15 protein-coding genes and 1 other RNA gene are annotated in these 13,854 nt (G+C 62.8%); 10 read left to right on the plus strand and 6 right to left on the minus strand.

The window, feature by feature from the left end; all coding sequences use genetic code 11:
• Positions 1-14: 14 nt before the first annotated feature.
• Positions 15-1,238: an aminotransferase class V-fold PLP-dependent enzyme gene (locus tag LHL23_RS01680; protein WP_226428561.1), complete on the minus strand. Its 1,224-nt coding sequence runs from the start codon at positions 1,236-1,238 to the stop codon at positions 15-17.
• 262 nt (positions 1,239-1,500) lie between these two features.
• Here LHL23_RS01680 and LHL23_RS01685 point away from each other — a divergent pair, with 262 nt between their 5' ends.
• On the plus strand, positions 1,501-1,881 hold the full coding sequence (locus LHL23_RS01685) for a VOC family protein (RefSeq protein ID WP_222475438.1): 381 nt from the start codon (positions 1,501-1,503) through the stop codon (positions 1,879-1,881).
• Positions 1,882-1,938: 57 nt separating this feature from the next.
• On the opposite strand, the gene LHL23_RS01690 is transcribed toward LHL23_RS01685, so the two are convergent.
• From LHL23_RS01690 to LHL23_RS01705, 4 genes are all read right to left on the minus strand, one after another.
• Complete coding sequence (locus tag LHL23_RS01690) at positions 1,939-3,579, minus strand: BCCT family transporter (RefSeq protein WP_226428562.1); 1,641 nt, start codon at positions 3,577-3,579, stop codon at positions 1,939-1,941.
• A gap of 68 nt (positions 3,580-3,647) precedes the next feature.
• Complete coding sequence (locus LHL23_RS01695) at positions 3,648-4,067, minus strand: universal stress protein (RefSeq protein WP_226428563.1); 420 nt, start codon at positions 4,065-4,067, stop codon at positions 3,648-3,650.
• Positions 4,068-4,259: 192 nt separating this feature from the next.
• On the minus strand, positions 4,260-5,252 hold the full coding sequence (gene acuI, locus LHL23_RS01700) for an acryloyl-CoA reductase (RefSeq protein ID WP_226428564.1): 993 nt from the start codon (positions 5,250-5,252) through the stop codon (positions 4,260-4,262).
• A gap of 111 nt (positions 5,253-5,363) precedes the next feature.
• The gene (locus tag LHL23_RS01705; RefSeq protein ID WP_226428565.1) at positions 5,364-6,458 is read right to left on the minus strand and encodes a dimethylsulfoniopropionate demethylase; all 1,095 of its coding nucleotides are present in this window, start codon (positions 6,456-6,458) and stop codon (positions 5,364-5,366) included.
• Between the two features lie 203 nt (positions 6,459-6,661).
• On the opposite strand from LHL23_RS01705, the gene LHL23_RS01710 reads away from it, so the two are divergent.
• The 6 genes from LHL23_RS01710 to LHL23_RS01735 all read left to right on the plus strand — a co-directional run bounded on the left by LHL23_RS01710 (position 6,662) and on the right by LHL23_RS01735 (position 11,237).
• A complete protein-coding gene (locus LHL23_RS01710; protein WP_222475432.1) occupies positions 6,662-7,390 on the plus strand; it encodes a FadR/GntR family transcriptional regulator in 729 nt (242 codons plus the stop codon).
• A 97-nt stretch (positions 7,391-7,487) separates the two neighbouring features.
• Positions 7,488-7,837, plus strand: a transfer-messenger RNA (tmRNA) gene (gene ssrA, locus LHL23_RS01715).
• A gap of 168 nt (positions 7,838-8,005) precedes the next feature.
• Complete coding sequence (locus LHL23_RS01720; RefSeq protein WP_226428566.1) at positions 8,006-8,476, plus strand: ester cyclase; 471 nt, start codon at positions 8,006-8,008, stop codon at positions 8,474-8,476.
• An 82-nt stretch (positions 8,477-8,558) separates the two neighbouring features.
• A complete protein-coding gene (locus LHL23_RS01725; RefSeq protein ID WP_226428567.1) occupies positions 8,559-9,374 on the plus strand; it encodes a chromate resistance protein ChrB domain-containing protein in 816 nt (271 codons plus the stop codon).
• Positions 9,371-10,642 (plus strand): chromate efflux transporter, encoded by a 1,272-nt coding sequence (gene chrA, locus LHL23_RS01730; protein ID WP_226428568.1) that lies wholly within the window; start codon positions 9,371-9,373, stop codon positions 10,640-10,642. The genes LHL23_RS01725 and chrA overlap by 4 nt, the downstream gene beginning before the upstream one ends.
• Before the next feature lie 118 nt (positions 10,643-10,760).
• On the plus strand, positions 10,761-11,237 hold the full coding sequence (locus tag LHL23_RS01735; protein ID WP_226428569.1) for an SspB family protein: 477 nt from the start codon (positions 10,761-10,763) through the stop codon (positions 11,235-11,237).
• Positions 11,238-11,297: 60 nt separating this feature from the next.
• Here the strand turns inward: LHL23_RS01735 and LHL23_RS01740 are convergent, their stop codons facing one another.
• Entirely contained in the window at positions 11,298-11,792 is a 495-nt protein-coding gene (locus tag LHL23_RS01740) for a hypothetical protein (RefSeq protein ID WP_226428570.1), read from the minus strand.
• 269 nt (positions 11,793-12,061) lie between these two features.
• On the opposite strand from LHL23_RS01740, the gene fumC reads away from it, so the two are divergent.
• From fumC to LHL23_RS01755, 3 genes are read left to right on the plus strand one after another with little or no spacing between them, the layout of a single operon-like run.
• A complete protein-coding gene (fumC, locus tag LHL23_RS01745; protein ID WP_226428571.1) occupies positions 12,062-13,456 on the plus strand; it encodes a class II fumarate hydratase in 1,395 nt (464 codons plus the stop codon).
• Positions 13,456-13,632, plus strand: coding sequence for a DUF4169 family protein (locus tag LHL23_RS01750; protein ID WP_226428572.1), 177 nt, complete (start codon positions 13,456-13,458; stop codon positions 13,630-13,632). The genes fumC and LHL23_RS01750 overlap by 1 nt, the downstream gene beginning before the upstream one ends.
• A complete protein-coding gene (locus LHL23_RS01755; RefSeq protein ID WP_226428573.1) occupies positions 13,629-13,847 on the plus strand; it encodes a ribbon-helix-helix domain-containing protein in 219 nt (72 codons plus the stop codon). The genes LHL23_RS01750 and LHL23_RS01755 overlap by 4 nt, the downstream gene beginning before the upstream one ends.
• Positions 13,848-13,854 lie beyond the last annotated feature (7 nt).

A 13,854-nucleotide genomic window follows, 5' to 3' on the forward strand; every position in this document is an offset into this window, starting at 1 on the left:
TTGTGCGGTTCCTGTTACAGCACCCGGTCCAAGGCCTCGATCAGCTTGGCGACTTCTGCCTCGGACGTGTAGTGGGTGAAGCTGATACGCAGCACGCCCTCGGCTGGATCAATGCCCATCGCCTTCAGCGCGCGCACGGCGTAGAAATCGCCGCCGCCTGCCATGATGCCATGTTCCGCCAGCTGCGCCGCAACCGGCTCTGCCGCACGGCTAAGAGCCAAGGCCACGGTGGGCGCACGGGTTTCCGCCCGCGACGGCCCCACGAGGCGCACATCGTTGCGGTCTTTCACCGCGTCCAGAAGCGGCTGCAACAGCTTGATTTCATGCGCGCGCATCAGGTCGTGGACAAAGGCGCCGGTTTCCGCCGCGCTGCCGCTGTGGCCGTGGTGGGCCGCCAGCGCTTCGAAGTAATCCGCCATGCCGGCGGAGGCCGCCACCTGGGCGTGGTCAGGACCGGCCGGGGTGAAGCGTTTGTACAGATCGCCTGCGTTAAAGTAATGCGCCTGGTTCGGCAGCAGCTCGCCCAGCGCCCGGCGGATCACCATGACGCCCTGATGCGGTCCGTAGGTCTTGTAGGAGGAGAACAGGTAGATGTCGGCGCCCAGCTCATCGACGTTGGGCAGGCCGTGCGGTGCATAAGAGACGCCATCGACGCAGACAAAGGCACCTGCGGCATGGGCCATCGCGGTGATCTCCGCCACCGGGTTGATCTCTCCCACCACGTTGGAGCAATGCGGGAAGCTGACCAGTCGGACCTTTTCATCCAGAAGAGTTTCCAGTTGCGCCACGTCCAGATGGCCGGTCTGCGGGTCGAGCTTCCATTCGCGGATCTCGATCCCTTCCTCCGCCAGACGCCGCCAGGGGCCGGTATTGGCCTCGTGGTCCTGGTTGGTGACGATGATCGCCTCCCCCGGCATCATCACTTTGCGGAAGGCCTGTGCCAGCACATAGGTGTTCTGGGTCGTCGAAGGGGCAAAGCTCAGCTCATCCGTGGCAACGCCCATCAGCGCGGCCAGGCGGGCGCGGGCCTCGTCCATTTCCTCGCCGCCAAGACGGGACGCCTCATAAGGCGCGTAGGGCTGGACCTTGCGCTGGGTGTAAAACCGGGTCAGCCGGTCAATCACATGGCGGCAGGTGTAGGACCCGCCCGCATTCTCGAAGAACGCCTGCCCCTCAAGGCTGGGCTCTGCAAAGGCGGGAAACTGTGCCCGGACGAAATCAATATCCAAAACGCTCATCGCGTGTCTCCTCAATCGCTGCGGTTCAGGGGGCGACCGGCACATGCCAGGGATCACCCCGAACATGGCAGGTCTTCCAGCCGAGCCGCGCTCCCGCACAAGGATTGAGGGATCGCAGGCAGCCCTGCAAGGCGCAAAAAGCCTTGGCAGGACGCAAAGGTCGTAGCGTACCGGAGGCGGTCCGGTCAAGCGGCACGGCTGATGCCGGAAACTGTCAGGAGCGCATGGCAATCTGGCGGCATCACATCATGGAGGATTAGACATGGGTTTCACGCCAAAGGATTTCCTGGTCTGGGGCGAACTGCCCGTCAGCGACTTGGACGCGGCGGTTACGTTTTACAGCAAAGTGACTGGTGCAGACCTAAGCATCGACAGTAGCGGCCCGAACCCGATCGCGATGTTCAAGCCCGCCGATCAGGCAACTGGTGTTGCCTTGCATCTCTACCCCGGCAAGCCTGCAGGCGACGGCCGCGGCCCGACCCTGCATCTGACCGCCGAGGGCGCGCTGGAAGACGTGATGGAGCGGGTCACGGATGCCGGCGGCAAGGTGGTCTCAGAGACCATCGAGATCCCGCCCGGGCGGTTCTTCTATGCCACCGATCCGGATGGCAACTCTCTCGGGTTCTTCAAGTACAATAGCTGACACTGAAAACGCCCCGGCATCTGTGCCGGGGCGTTTCGCCGTGGGCGGCCGGATGCTTCAGCGCGCCTCTGTCAGCAGGCCGCGGAAGATGGCCCAGCACATCAGCAGCAGCACCACGGTGAACGGCAGGCCGGTGGAGATCACCATCGCCTGCAGCGCGCCGAGCCCGCCGCCGAGCAGCAGCACGATGGCAACGGCGCCCTCGAAGATGCACCAGAACACCCGCTGCGGCACCGGCGCGTCGACCTTGCCGCCCGCTGTGATGGTGTCGATCACCAGCGAACCGGAGTCGGATGAGGTCACGAAGAACACCACCACCAGCACGATCCCCACAAAGGAGGTGATCCCGGCTAGCGGCAGTTCGCCCAGCATCTTGAACAGCTTGAGTTCAAGCGCCGCGTCCTGCGCGCCGGTGAAGCCGTCAGAAAGCACCTGATGAATGGCGGTGCCGCCAAACACGCTCATCCACAGCACGCAGACCAGGCTGGGGATCAGCAGCACGCAGATCACGAACTCGCGCACGGTGCGGCCGCGGCTGACGCGGGCGATGAACATGCCGACAAACGGCGACCAGCTGATCCACCAGGCCCAGTAAAAGGCGGTCCAGCCCTGGCTGAAGTTCACGTCCTCGCGCCCGATAGGGTTCGACAGTGCCGGCAGGTACTCGATATAGGCCATCAGGCTGGAGGCAAACCCGGTCAGGATTACCGCGGTCGGGCCTGCAATCAGCACGAAGATCAGCAGCAGGAAAGCCAGGGCCATATTGATTTCCGACAGCACCTTCACGCCGCCATCCAAGCCGCGCATCACCGAGATCAGCGCGATAACGGTAATGACGGAAATCAGGATAACCTCGGTTGTGGCACCTGTCGGAACGCCGAACAGCTCATACAGGCCGGCATTGGCCTGGGTGGCGCCAAAGCCCAGCGAAGTCGCAAGGCCAAACAGCGTGGCATAGACCGCCAAAATGTCGATGATATGGCCGACCCAGCCCCAGACACGCTCGCCGAAGATCGGGTAGAAGGCGGAGCGGATGGTGAGCGGCAGCCCCTTGTTATAAGTGAACAAGGCCAGCGCCAGTGCCACGATGGCGTAGATCGCCCAAGGGTGGAGCCCCCAGTGGAAGATCGTTGCCGCCATACCCAGCCGCACCGCTTCGGCCTGATCGCCCGCGGCCGCGCCCAGCGGTGCCCAGTCGGTGCGGGCGCCGCCGCCCTCGGGCACGGCGGTGCCGCCGAAGGACGAGGAGAAGTGGCTCATCGGCTCGCTCACGCCGTAGAACATCAGGCCGATGCCCATACCCGCCGCGAACAGCATCGCGAACCACCCGATGTAGCTGTAATCCGGAGTTGCCTCATTGCCGCCCAGGCGCACCTTGCCCCAAGGGGAGACAATCAGAAACAGGCAGAACAGGACAAACAGGTCTGCGGCGCCGAAGAAAAACCAGTCAAAGCTGCTGGTCACCGCCGGGCGCAGCCAGTTGAAGAATGTTCCCGCCTGCTCAGGCAGCGCCAGAGCGTAGAACACGAAGGCCACGATCACGAATCCGGAGACCGGGAACACCGGGTTGTGGATGTCGACCCCGATCGGGCCGATCTGGGTTTCAATGTTGTCCTGGCCGATCTCGTAATCGGTATCGATGATATCCGCTTCGCCTTCGGGCGCAGGGATACCCTGATTTGTGGATTCGTCAGCCATATTGGCCTCCTTCCCTGTAATCTTTGGTCCTATTAGCCGGGGTTACGCTGCCGGAGGCTTCCGGCAGTTCAGCTTTCGCGCACTACCAGCACCGACACCGGTGCCTTCTCCGCAACACGGCCGCCATGGGCATGGAACAGGTAATCGCTGACACTGGGAACATGGCTGGCCATCACGATCAGCTCCGCCCCTATTTCGCTGCAGGCTTTGAGCAGTGTGGCTTCCAGGTCCACCGCCGGGTCGTGGCTGACGACGGCGCGACCGGATGCCGTTATGCCGCGCTTGCCCGCCTGTTCCGCCGCAAAACTGTCCAGCTTTGCCGCGTACTCCTGCGGATTATGCGCCATGGAACTGGGCTGGGACGTGGTGACCCCCACAAAAACCACTTCGGCCTTATAAAGATGCGCGAGATCCGATGCCATTTGCAGCGCCCTGTCCAGGCGGGCGGCGTGGGCCAGATCGACGGGCACCATGATTTTTGAAAACACGGTCTCCCTCCTTTGCTTCAAATGTCGCGCGTTTCCGGCACAGGGGCCGGGAACGTGCCGGGCGAAGCACGGATCGGGGCCGCACAACCGCGGCAGTGCTCACCCATCGGGCTGCGGCGATGCCGCGCCCTGAACGAAAAACGCGCGGACATCGCCGCGCGCCTTCCGACAGATGCAAGATATTATAATGATTTAGGCGTTCACGTCCACCACCACCCGGCCCTTGACCTGGCCCTTGAGGATATCCGCGCCCAGCTTCGGCAAGTCGCTGAGGGCAGCAGGCTGGATCATCGCCTCCAGCTTGTCCATCGGCAAGTCGCTGGCGATCCGCTGCCAGGCCCGGACACGGTTGTCATAGGGCTGCATGACCGAGTCGATACCCAGCAGGTTTACCCCGCGCAGCAGGAACGGGATCACGGTGGCCGGCAAATCCGCGCCGCCTGCCAGCCCGACTGCGGCAACCGAGGCACCGTATTTCATCTGCCCCAGAACCCGCGCCAGCATCGCTCCGCCGACCGCATCGACACAACCCGCCCAGGTCTCGCTCTCGAGCGGCCGCTTGGTAGTCTCGTTGATCTCCTCGCGGGCCACGATTTGGGTCGCACCCAGCGATTTCAGATATTCCGCAGTTTCCGGGCGCCCGGTCACCCCGGCCACTTCATACCCGAGGTTTGCCAGGATCGCGGTGGCGACAGAGCCGACACCGCCCGCGGCGCCGGTGACCAGCACCGGGCCATGTCCGAGTTCCAGCCCGTGATCCTCCAGCGCCATCACCGCCAGCATCGCGGTAAAGCCCGCGGTGCCCACCGCCATCGCCTGGCGGCTGTTCAGCCCCTCCGGCAGCGGCACCAGCCAATCAGCGCGCACATTGGCCTTCTGGCTGTAACCGCCCCAATGCGCCTCGCCCACGCGCCAGCCGGTCAGAACCACCTTGTCGCCCGGCTTGTAGCGATCATCGGAAGAGGCCTCGACCGTGCCGGCAAAGTCGATCCCCGGCACATGCGGATACTTGCGCACCAGCCCGCCGCCCGGCCCGATGCACAGCCCGTCCTTGTAGTTCACGGTGGAGTATTCCACTGCCACGGTCACATCGCCCCCGGGCAACTGATCCAGGCTGATCTGCTCCACCGCGGCAGAGGTCTTGCCGCTGTCTTCGTCCTTGTTCACCACCAATGCATTGAACATCTTGCCATCCTTTCCTGTACCGCAAGCCAGATCCCATGTTCATCTGGCCCAAAATATCCCGGGGGAGCCGCGGCCTGCCGCGGCGGGGGCAGCGCCCCCGGCGCTCACTCCTCAGCGCCAGAACCGCTCCTGAACGGTTACAGGGCGCATTCCAGCCGGGGTTTCCACTTCCATTGCTGTGCCCGGATCCCAGTGGGACCGGTCGACCATGCCAATCGCCGCGTTCACCCCGAACTCGGGCGAGAAGATGGCTGAGCCCACCTGCCCCACCCGGCGTCCGTCTGCGTAAAGCGGCCATGCATCCTGGCAGGGCGGGATGTCGCCGCCGATCACCAGCGGGCGGATCTGGCGTTGCGGCCCGTTTGCGGCCTGCTCCGCCAGCGCAGCCTTGCCGATGTAGTCCTCCGGCGAGTTGCAGAACTTGCCCAGGCCGCATTCATAAGGCGTGTTTTCGCGGGTCATGTCATTGCCATAGCTCAAAAGCCCGCTTTCGACCCGTTCGATGTTGTTGGGGCACCCGGCGCGCACGTTCAGCTCCTCACCAGCGGCGAACAGTACGTCCCACAGGGGCATCCCCAGTTCGCCGCCTTCGACATAGACCTCGAACCCGCCCTGCTTGGACCAGCCGGAGCGCGCCACAACCAGTTCTACCCCCTGAAACGCCAGGCGCTTGTAGCGGAAGAAGCGGATATCGCGCACCGCTTCGCCAAAGACGCGGGCCATCAGCTCGTCCGCCTTCGGGCCCTGCACCGCCAGCGGGGAAACATCAGGCTCCGTGATCTCCACGTCGAACCCTTTGGCAATGGCGATGCCCAGCGCAAACTGCAGCAGGTCGCCATCCGCCAGCGACAGCCAGTAGTGGTCCGCTGCCAGCTTCACCGCCACGGGGTCATTCAGCATGCCCCCCTGATGATCCACCGTCGGCACGTAATAGCACTGGTCGTCCGCCATCCTGTCCATGTCGCGCGGGCTGATCAGCTTCATCAGCCGCAGCGCGTCCGGCCCCTTGATGCTGACCTGGCGCTCGCAGGCCACGTCCCAGACCTGCACGTGCTCCTTCAGGTGGGCGCAGTCGTATTCCAGGCTGTCAAACACGGTAGCCAGCAGCATGTGGTTATAGACCGTATAGCCCTTGACGCCTGCGGCCTCGACACCGGGGGAAAAGGGCGTGCGCCGGATGCGGCGGGAAGGAAAGATGCTTGCCATGCTCAACTCTCCATTTGAGCGTTTCAGATAATTGGCTGCCGGCGGCACAGATCCAATGCCGCAAAAGCCTAAGCACGGAGGTTGCAGGCATTGCCCTTCCTCGACTCAAGCCATAGATATTTAAATGTCAGACTTTTAAATGTCAGACAAATGATTTCTTGCCGGGGCCGCCCCCGGTGCGGAGAGCTGCCAGGAGAGCCGGCATGAAGATTGACCCCAACAGTTCCGCCGATCTTTCGGTTCAGATAGCCCAGGCGATCAAGGATGCCATCATCTGCGGCGAATTGATCGTGGATGAGCGGCTGCCGTCAGAGGCCGAGCTGTCCGACCACTTTCAAGTCTCCCGCCCGACGGTGCGCGAGGCGCTGAAGCGGCTGGCGGCGCAATCGCTGATCCGCACCCAGCGCGGCGCATCCGGCGGGGCCTTTGTGAACCGGCTGAGCTTCGAGGATGCCTATGCGCAGCAGGTCACTACCTCGACCCTGCTCCTGAGCATGAATGCGGTGAGCTTTGATACCGCCTGCGAGGCGCGCTATGCCCTGGAGCGCGCCTGCGCGCCGCTGTCGGCACAACGGCGCAGCGCCGACCACCTGGCAACGATGCGGGCGGAAATCTTCCGCCAGGGGCAGCCGGGGCTGACCGACGTGGCCTTCTGCGCCTCTGATGTGGCCTTTCACCGGGCGCTGGTGGACGGGGCCTGCAATCCGGTGCTGTCCTATCAGCTGGCGGGCGCGGTGGAGGCGATGCAGCCCTTGATGAACATGATCACCTTCAGCGCCCGCGACCGCGCTGCGATCACCGGCCTCCATACCCGGATTGCAGACGCCATCGAGGCCGGAGACGGCAGTGCCGCGGTCTGCGGGCTGCAGGATCTGGAAAGCGAGACCCGCAAACTGGCCGCCGATGTCTTTGCCGCCAGGGCAAAACGGTAGGAACTTCCCAACGATGCACCGGGACACTTCCGGCTTGCCCCCCGGTTCCGCTCGGCTCCCTGAAAACTGGCCGGAATCCTTTGGGGATGCCGGTTGCCCCCTTTGCAACCGCCAAGAAGCCGACTATATGACTTCTGTTCCCTTGTGGAACTATGGACATAAACGCGCTCGTAATAAGCGGATCGGACCCGGGGGCGGTACCCGGCGGCTCCACCAATATCCTTCGTTTGGGGATCATGGGGCCGAAACAGGATCGACGGACGTCTAAAGGGGTTTGCTTTGTCTCGGCGGGGTGCCACCGTACCGGCCCAAACAGTACAATTGCAAACGACAATCGTGCTCCGGTTGCTCTGGCTGCGTAAGCAGTTCGAGGAATCGAAATCTAAGCCCTTGCGCCTAGCCGCGTAAGGCGGGGTTCGCAGGTACCTGGCAACAGAAACCTGCACTTTCCCGCATCCCCCCCCTGCAGTTCAACATGCACCGCCGTGGACCTGAAAGCGTATCGCCGCGCGGCGCGTTATGCCGATTGCGGAAACATTTATGCTTGAATTCCTATGCTTTAGATGGTTCCTGCTTTCCTGCACCCCTTCAACGCGCGGATGGAAAGGTTTGCAGATGTCGAAGACAGACGTGCTGCTCAGCTGGCTCAATGAAACCTGGGGAAACAGGAATTTCGGCTTTGCGGACAAGCTCTTGACGGAAAACGCCACAGTCCGCGGAGCAATGACCCGGGAACCTGTCAGCGTGGATGAAGTCAAGGAGTTTGCCCAAACCATCAGCAGCCTCCTCGGACCGCTGAAGGCGTCGGCGGACCTGGTGGTTGAACAGGGCGACTGGCTGGCTGCCCGGATCATCGTAGACACGGAAAACCCGCGTGACCGGACACCGTTCCGCTTCAGCGATCATTTCTTTGTCCGGTTCGAAGGCGGCAAGATTGCCGAGGTGATCAGCCAGCTTGATTACTTTACCCTTTTTGAAAACCTCGGCCAGCTGCCGCAGGACGCACTTGCCGCTTGCATGACTGGCGAAACCCTCGACTGGAAGCAGTCCGGGCTTGACACGGACCTGCAGGCTCCGGTCTCATGAACCTATGGGGAGTCCCGCGAACGCCCCGTGAGGCGACAGCCCAAGGTTCGCATGTTACCCTTGCGCGCGAGGAGACATGCCCATGGCTGCCCCGAATGAAATCAACCCTGCCCAATTGCTGCGCCTGACCGGCCTGCCGGATGCTCCGGTCCTGGCGGACGTCCGCACGGACGAAGACTTTGCAGCAGACCCCTATCTGATACCCGGCTCCTTCCGGCACCCGCACACTGACATCGACCGCCTCAAGGGCCGCCTCAACGGGCGGCACTGTGTAGTGATCTGCCAGAAAGGCCTGAAGCTGTCACAAGGCTTGACCGCCTGGCTTCGCAGTGACGGTATCGAGGCGGAGTACCTGCAAGGCGGCATGTTTGCATGGCGTGATCTGAAGGGCGCACCGCGTATTCCGGCCGGCGCCCTGCCCGCCCCTGTCGGCGGCAGCACCCTGTGGGTGACCCGCCACCGCCCCAAGATCGACCGGATCGCCTGCCCCTGGCTGATCCGCCGCTTTGCGGATGCCGGGGCACGGTTCCTGTTTGTATCCCCCTCTGAGGTTGCCGGGACCGCGGAACGCTTTGGCGCAACACCCTTTGATGTCGAGGATGTGTTCTGGTCGCACAGGGGGGAGTTTTGCACCTTTGACACCCTGCTGGAGGAGTTCGGCCTGCGCACGGCTGCACTTGACACCTTGGCGCGGGTTGTGAGAGGCGCCGACACCAACCGGCACGACCTGGCGCCCGAGGCGGCGGGGCTTCTGGCCCTCTCGGTGGGGCTGTCACGCCAGTTCAAGGACGATCACCAGCAGCTTGAGGCAGGCATGAAGCTATATGATGCGCTATACCGCTGGGCCCGAGACGGCCAGAGCGAAGGCCACGATTGGCCGGCGGACCGCAAGGCATGAGCCATCCCAGCTGGACGGAAATGTTCCACGTCTTCGGGCGCATAGGAGTGCTGAGCTTTGGCGGCCCGGCGGCGCAGATTGCAGTGATGCACAAGGAACTGGTCGAGGACCGCCCCTGGCTGAGCGAAGAAAGCTTCCTGCGCGGGCTGAGCTTCTGCATGCTGCTGCCGGGCCCTGAGGCGATGCAGCTGGCAACCTATACCGGCTGGCGCATGCGCGGCACCGCAGGCGGGCTTTTGGCCGGGCTGCTGTTTGTGCTTCCGGGGGCGGCAGTGATTGCCGGGCTCGTCTGGCTTTACGCGCAATACGGCACCCTGCCCGCGGTTCAGTCCGCCTTCCTGGGCGTGAAAGCGGCGGTGGTGGTGATTATCCTGCAGGCGCTGCGGCGGCTGGCGGGCAAAGCGCTGAACCATCCGCTGGACTGGGCGCTGGCCGGATTCGGCTTTGCCGCACTGTTCCTGTTTAACCTGCCGTTTCCGCTGGTCGTCCTTGCTGCCGCCTGCACCGGCCTGATGCGCAAAGACAGAGACGGAGCGGGCACGGCGCGCAATCCTCCGGCCAGTAACGGAAGCACCCTCGGCACCATTGCGGTGTGGGGCGGGCTGTGGCTGCTGCCGCTGGTCCTCCTGAGCCTGACGGGCGCCGGGTTCCTTGCGGATATCGGCTGGTTCTTCTCCAAGCTGGCGGTGGTCACCTTTGGCGGCGCCTATGCGGTGCTGGCCTATATCAGCCAGACCGTGGTCAGCCAGTTCGGCTGGATCAATGCGGGCCAGATGATCGACGCGCTGGGGCTGGCAGAGACAACGCCCGGCCCGCTGATCCTGGTCACCCAGTTTGTCGCCATGCTCTCCGGCCTGCTGAAAGGGGGAACGGGGCTGTTCCTCGCCGCTGGCGCGGTGGCGCTTTGGGCCACTTTCATGCCCTGTTTCCTGTGGATCTTTGCCGCCGCGCCCTATGTGGAGCGCATTGCCGCGCACCCGCGGCTGGGCATGGCACTGAAGGCGGTGACCGCCACCGTCGCGGGCGTCATTCTGAACCTGTCGGCCTGGTTTCTGATCCATGTGGTCTTTGCCAAAACGCGGGTGTTTGAAGCCGGAATTCTGCAGGTCCCCGCACCGGTCTGGGACAGCTTGAACCCCACCGCGGCACTGCTGGTTCTGCTGGCGCCCGTGGCGGCCTGGCTGGTGCGCGGCAAAATGCTGCTGCTGCTGGCCTTGATGGCTGCAGCCGGGCTGGCAATTGCAGAATTCCCGTTTGCAATCAGCTGACTGAGGCTGTCTGGCCGGCTCAGCCCGGGTCAAAAAATTTTCGGGCAGCCAGAAGGCTGCCCTTTTGTTTCCGCCAGAATCTCTTATGCTTGACCGCAAATGAACAAAGGGTGACTGCATGTCCCGTGAAATCGACTATGGCAACCTGATGCACTCTGCCATGCGCGGCCTGATCCGGACCGTGCTGCAGGACATCGCTGAGAATGGCTTGCCCGGTAACCACCACTTTTTCATCACCTTCGACACGGCCCACCCGGATGTAGAACTGGCCGATTGGCTGTCCGACCGCTACCCGGGAGAAATGACCGTGGTCATGCAGCACTGGTTCGACAACTTGACCGTCGATGAGGAAGGTTTTGCGGTCACGCTGAACTTTGGCGACTCTCCGGAGCCGCTTTACATCCCCTATGATGCGATCCGCACTTTCGTAGACCCGTCGGTGGAATTCGGGCTGCGGTTTGAAAGCGCTGATGAGGAGACCGAAGGCTTTACCGCGGTGCCGGATGCGGACGAAGAAGCGGACAATGCCGACGACCAGCTGGAACCGAAAAAGAAAGACGCCGATGTGGTGTCGCTCGACAGCTTCCGGAAATAGGGCTCCGCTCTTGCGGCAAAAATATCAGGCAGCCTTGCGGGCTGCCTTTTTCTTTCCGGGTTATTTACGCTTCAGGAAAGTGGACAATTGCCGACGCGGCTCGCCGTTCAGGCGGGAGCTGTAGACCAGGTTCAGACCGCCCTCCGCCAGGGTCCGGTCATACTGCTGCATTTCGTAGTCGCCGTTTGGATGAATGAACAGTGAAAAAACCGTTAGCGTGTCACCGGTGATGCGGCCCCAGACAAAGGGCTCCCCTTCCATCGGGTCCAGCGGCACCGAATGGCCGAACACATTGCGGGTCATGGCTGCCGAGTAGATGCCGTTTCGCCCGGTTTTCCGGAACTCGATCTCGTAGGTTTTGGTCTTCCTGCGGCCGTCGTCCTTTTCCGTGGTGGACGTCCACTTGATGGTGAAGCCCTTCTTCATTTCGCGGATCACAACACTCATGTCCCTCGGGTCGGTGTCGCCATCTTCTTTGACGAGGTCGACACTGCCGGAATACTCGCCTGTGAACTGCGAAATACCCGCCGCAAACCCCGGGATGGCCGCAAGCATCAGAAGGCCCGCCGCCAGAAGCGCGGCCTGCAACGGCAGCAAAGAACGCAAGCAAATGAGCACACGCATCTCCTTTCCGGGTTAGGCGGCACAAGTCCATGTATTGCCAGCATAACACGGTTCCAGACATTTACAGCGCCCGGATTGCGCCAATTCACCACTATACCTTGCGGCCCTTTTGGCTATGCTGCGCGCAACTGGCCAATTGCGCCGCATTCCGGCACAGGCTAAACGGCATACAATCGCATACTCAACGGAGATACAGACGGATGTCCGCAACCCGCACCGAAACCGACAGTTTTGGCCCGCTTGAAGTCCCGGCAGAGAAATACTGGGGCGCGCAGACCCAGCGTTCGATCATGAATTTCCCGATCGGCTGGGAAAAGCAGCCGGTGGCTATCGTGCGTGCGCTCGGCGTGATCAAGAAGGCCTGTGCCATGGCCAACAAGGCCTCCGGCAAGCTGGACGCGGCAATCGCCGATGCAGTCATCCAGGCGGCCGGCGAAGTGATCGAGGGCAAGTTCGACGACAACTTCCCGCTGGTGGTCTGGCAGACCGGCTCCGGCACCCAGTCCAACATGAACTCCAACGAAGTGATCGCCAACCGCGCCATTGAAATCCTGGGCGGCGTGATCGGCTCCAAGGAGCCGGTGCACCCGAACGATCACTGCAACATGGGCCAGTCCTCCAACGACACCTTCCCCACCGCGATGCATATCGCCACCGCGATGTCCGTGCGCGACGTGCTGGTGCCGGGCCTGACCAAGCTGGCAGAAGGGCTGGAAGCCAAGGCGGAAGAGTTCAAGGACATCATCAAGATCGGCCGCACCCACACCCAGGACGCGACCCCGCTGACCCTGGGTCAGGAATTCGGCGGCTACGCGCATCAGATCCGCCAGGGCCTGGGACGGGTCGAGGCGGCCATGCCCGGCATCTACGAGCTGGCACAGGGCGGCACCGCCGTCGGCACCGGCCTCAACACCCAGAAAGGCTGGGGTGAAACCGTGGCTGCCAACATGGCCGAGATCACCGGGCTGCCCTTTGTCACCGCCCCCAACAAGTTCGAGGCGCTGGCCGCCCATGACGCCATGGTGTTCCTGTCCGGCGCGCTCGCGACCATTGCGGGCAGCTGCTACAAGATCGCCAACGACATCCGCTTCCTTGGCTCCGGGCCCCGTTCTGGCCTGGGCGAACTGATCCTGCCGGAGAACGAGCCGGGCTCCTCGATCATGCCGGGCAAGGTGAACCCGACCCAGGCAGAGGCGCTGACCCAGGTGGCCGCGCATGTGATGGGCAATGACGCGGCGATCAAGTTTGCAGGCTCGCAGGGCCATTTCGAGCTGAACGTCTACAACCCGATGATGTCCTACAACCTCTTGCAGTCAATCCAGCTGCTTGGCGACGCCGCGGACAGCTTCACCGAACGGATGCTGAACGGCATCCAGGCAAATGAGCCGCGCATCGACAAGCTGATGAAGGAAAGCCTGATGCTGGTCACCGCTCTGGCGCCGACCATCGGTTATGACAATGCCACAACCGTTGCCAAGACCGCCCACAAGAACGGCACCACGCTGAAGGAAGAGGCGATTGCGCTGGGTTTTGTCGATGAGGCAACCTTTGACGCCGTGGTCCGCCCCGAGCAGATGATCGGACCCAAGGACTGATGGAAAAGCCGGTCAATCTGAACCGGTACAGAAAGGAAAAAGCGCGGGCCGAGAAGAAGGCCCGCGCTGCCCGGAACGCAGTGAAATTCGGGCGGACCAAAGCAGAGAAAGACCTGGACAAGGCGCGCAATGACCAGGACGCCCAACGCCTGGACAATCACAAGCGCGACGAATGACCGGGCGCCCCAAGAAGCATTCCCTGACCTTGCGCGGGCACCGGACCTCGGTGTCGCTGGAGGATGACTTTTGGGATGCCTTCCGCGAGATCGCCGCACAGGAAGACCGCGCAATCAACGACTTGGCAGCCGAAATTGATGAAACCCGCGGCGATGACTGCGGGCTGGCATCCGCCATCCGGCTGTTTGTGCTGCACCGGTTAAGGGCGCGTTAACCACGTT

It is taken from the genome of Leisingera sp. McT4-56 (assembly GCF_020514995.1).
Classification (GTDB): domain Bacteria; phylum Pseudomonadota; class Alphaproteobacteria; order Rhodobacterales; family Rhodobacteraceae; genus Leisingera; species Leisingera aquaemixtae_A.

Bases quoted from the DNA above. Each gene is read 5' to 3' on its own strand.
- LHL23_RS01740 (WP_226428570.1), bottom strand. From the start codon at position 11,792: ATGCTTGCGGCCATCCCGGGGTTTGCGGCGGGTATTTCGCAGTTCACA.
- LHL23_RS01720 (WP_226428566.1), top strand. From the start codon at position 8,006: ATGTCGAAGACAGACGTGCTGCTCAGCTGGCTCAATGAAACCTGGGGA.
- LHL23_RS01750 (WP_226428572.1), top strand. From the start codon at position 13,456: ATGGAAAAGCCGGTCAATCTGAACCGGTACAGAAAGGAAAAAGCGCGG.
- LHL23_RS01690 (WP_226428562.1), bottom strand. From the start codon at position 3,579: ATGGCTGACGAATCCACAAATCAGGGTATCCCTGCGCCCGAAGGCGAA.
- LHL23_RS01685 (WP_222475438.1), top strand. From the start codon at position 1,501: ATGGGTTTCACGCCAAAGGATTTCCTGGTCTGGGGCGAACTGCCCGTC.
- LHL23_RS01735 (WP_226428569.1), top strand. From the start codon at position 10,761: ATGTCCCGTGAAATCGACTATGGCAACCTGATGCACTCTGCCATGCGC.
- LHL23_RS01705 (WP_226428565.1), bottom strand. From the start codon at position 6,458: ATGGCAAGCATCTTTCCTTCCCGCCGCATCCGGCGCACGCCCTTTTCC.
- LHL23_RS01680 (WP_226428561.1), bottom strand. From the start codon at position 1,238: ATGAGCGTTTTGGATATTGATTTCGTCCGGGCACAGTTTCCCGCCTTT.
- LHL23_RS01725 (WP_226428567.1), top strand. From the start codon at position 8,559: ATGGCTGCCCCGAATGAAATCAACCCTGCCCAATTGCTGCGCCTGACC.
- chrA (WP_226428568.1), top strand. From the start codon at position 9,371: ATGAGCCATCCCAGCTGGACGGAAATGTTCCACGTCTTCGGGCGCATA.
- LHL23_RS01755 (WP_226428573.1), top strand. From the start codon at position 13,629: ATGACCGGGCGCCCCAAGAAGCATTCCCTGACCTTGCGCGGGCACCGG.
- fumC (WP_226428571.1), top strand. From the start codon at position 12,062: ATGTCCGCAACCCGCACCGAAACCGACAGTTTTGGCCCGCTTGAAGTC.
- acuI (WP_226428564.1), bottom strand. From the start codon at position 5,252: ATGTTCAATGCATTGGTGGTGAACAAGGACGAAGACAGCGGCAAGACC.
- LHL23_RS01710 (WP_222475432.1), top strand. From the start codon at position 6,662: ATGAAGATTGACCCCAACAGTTCCGCCGATCTTTCGGTTCAGATAGCC.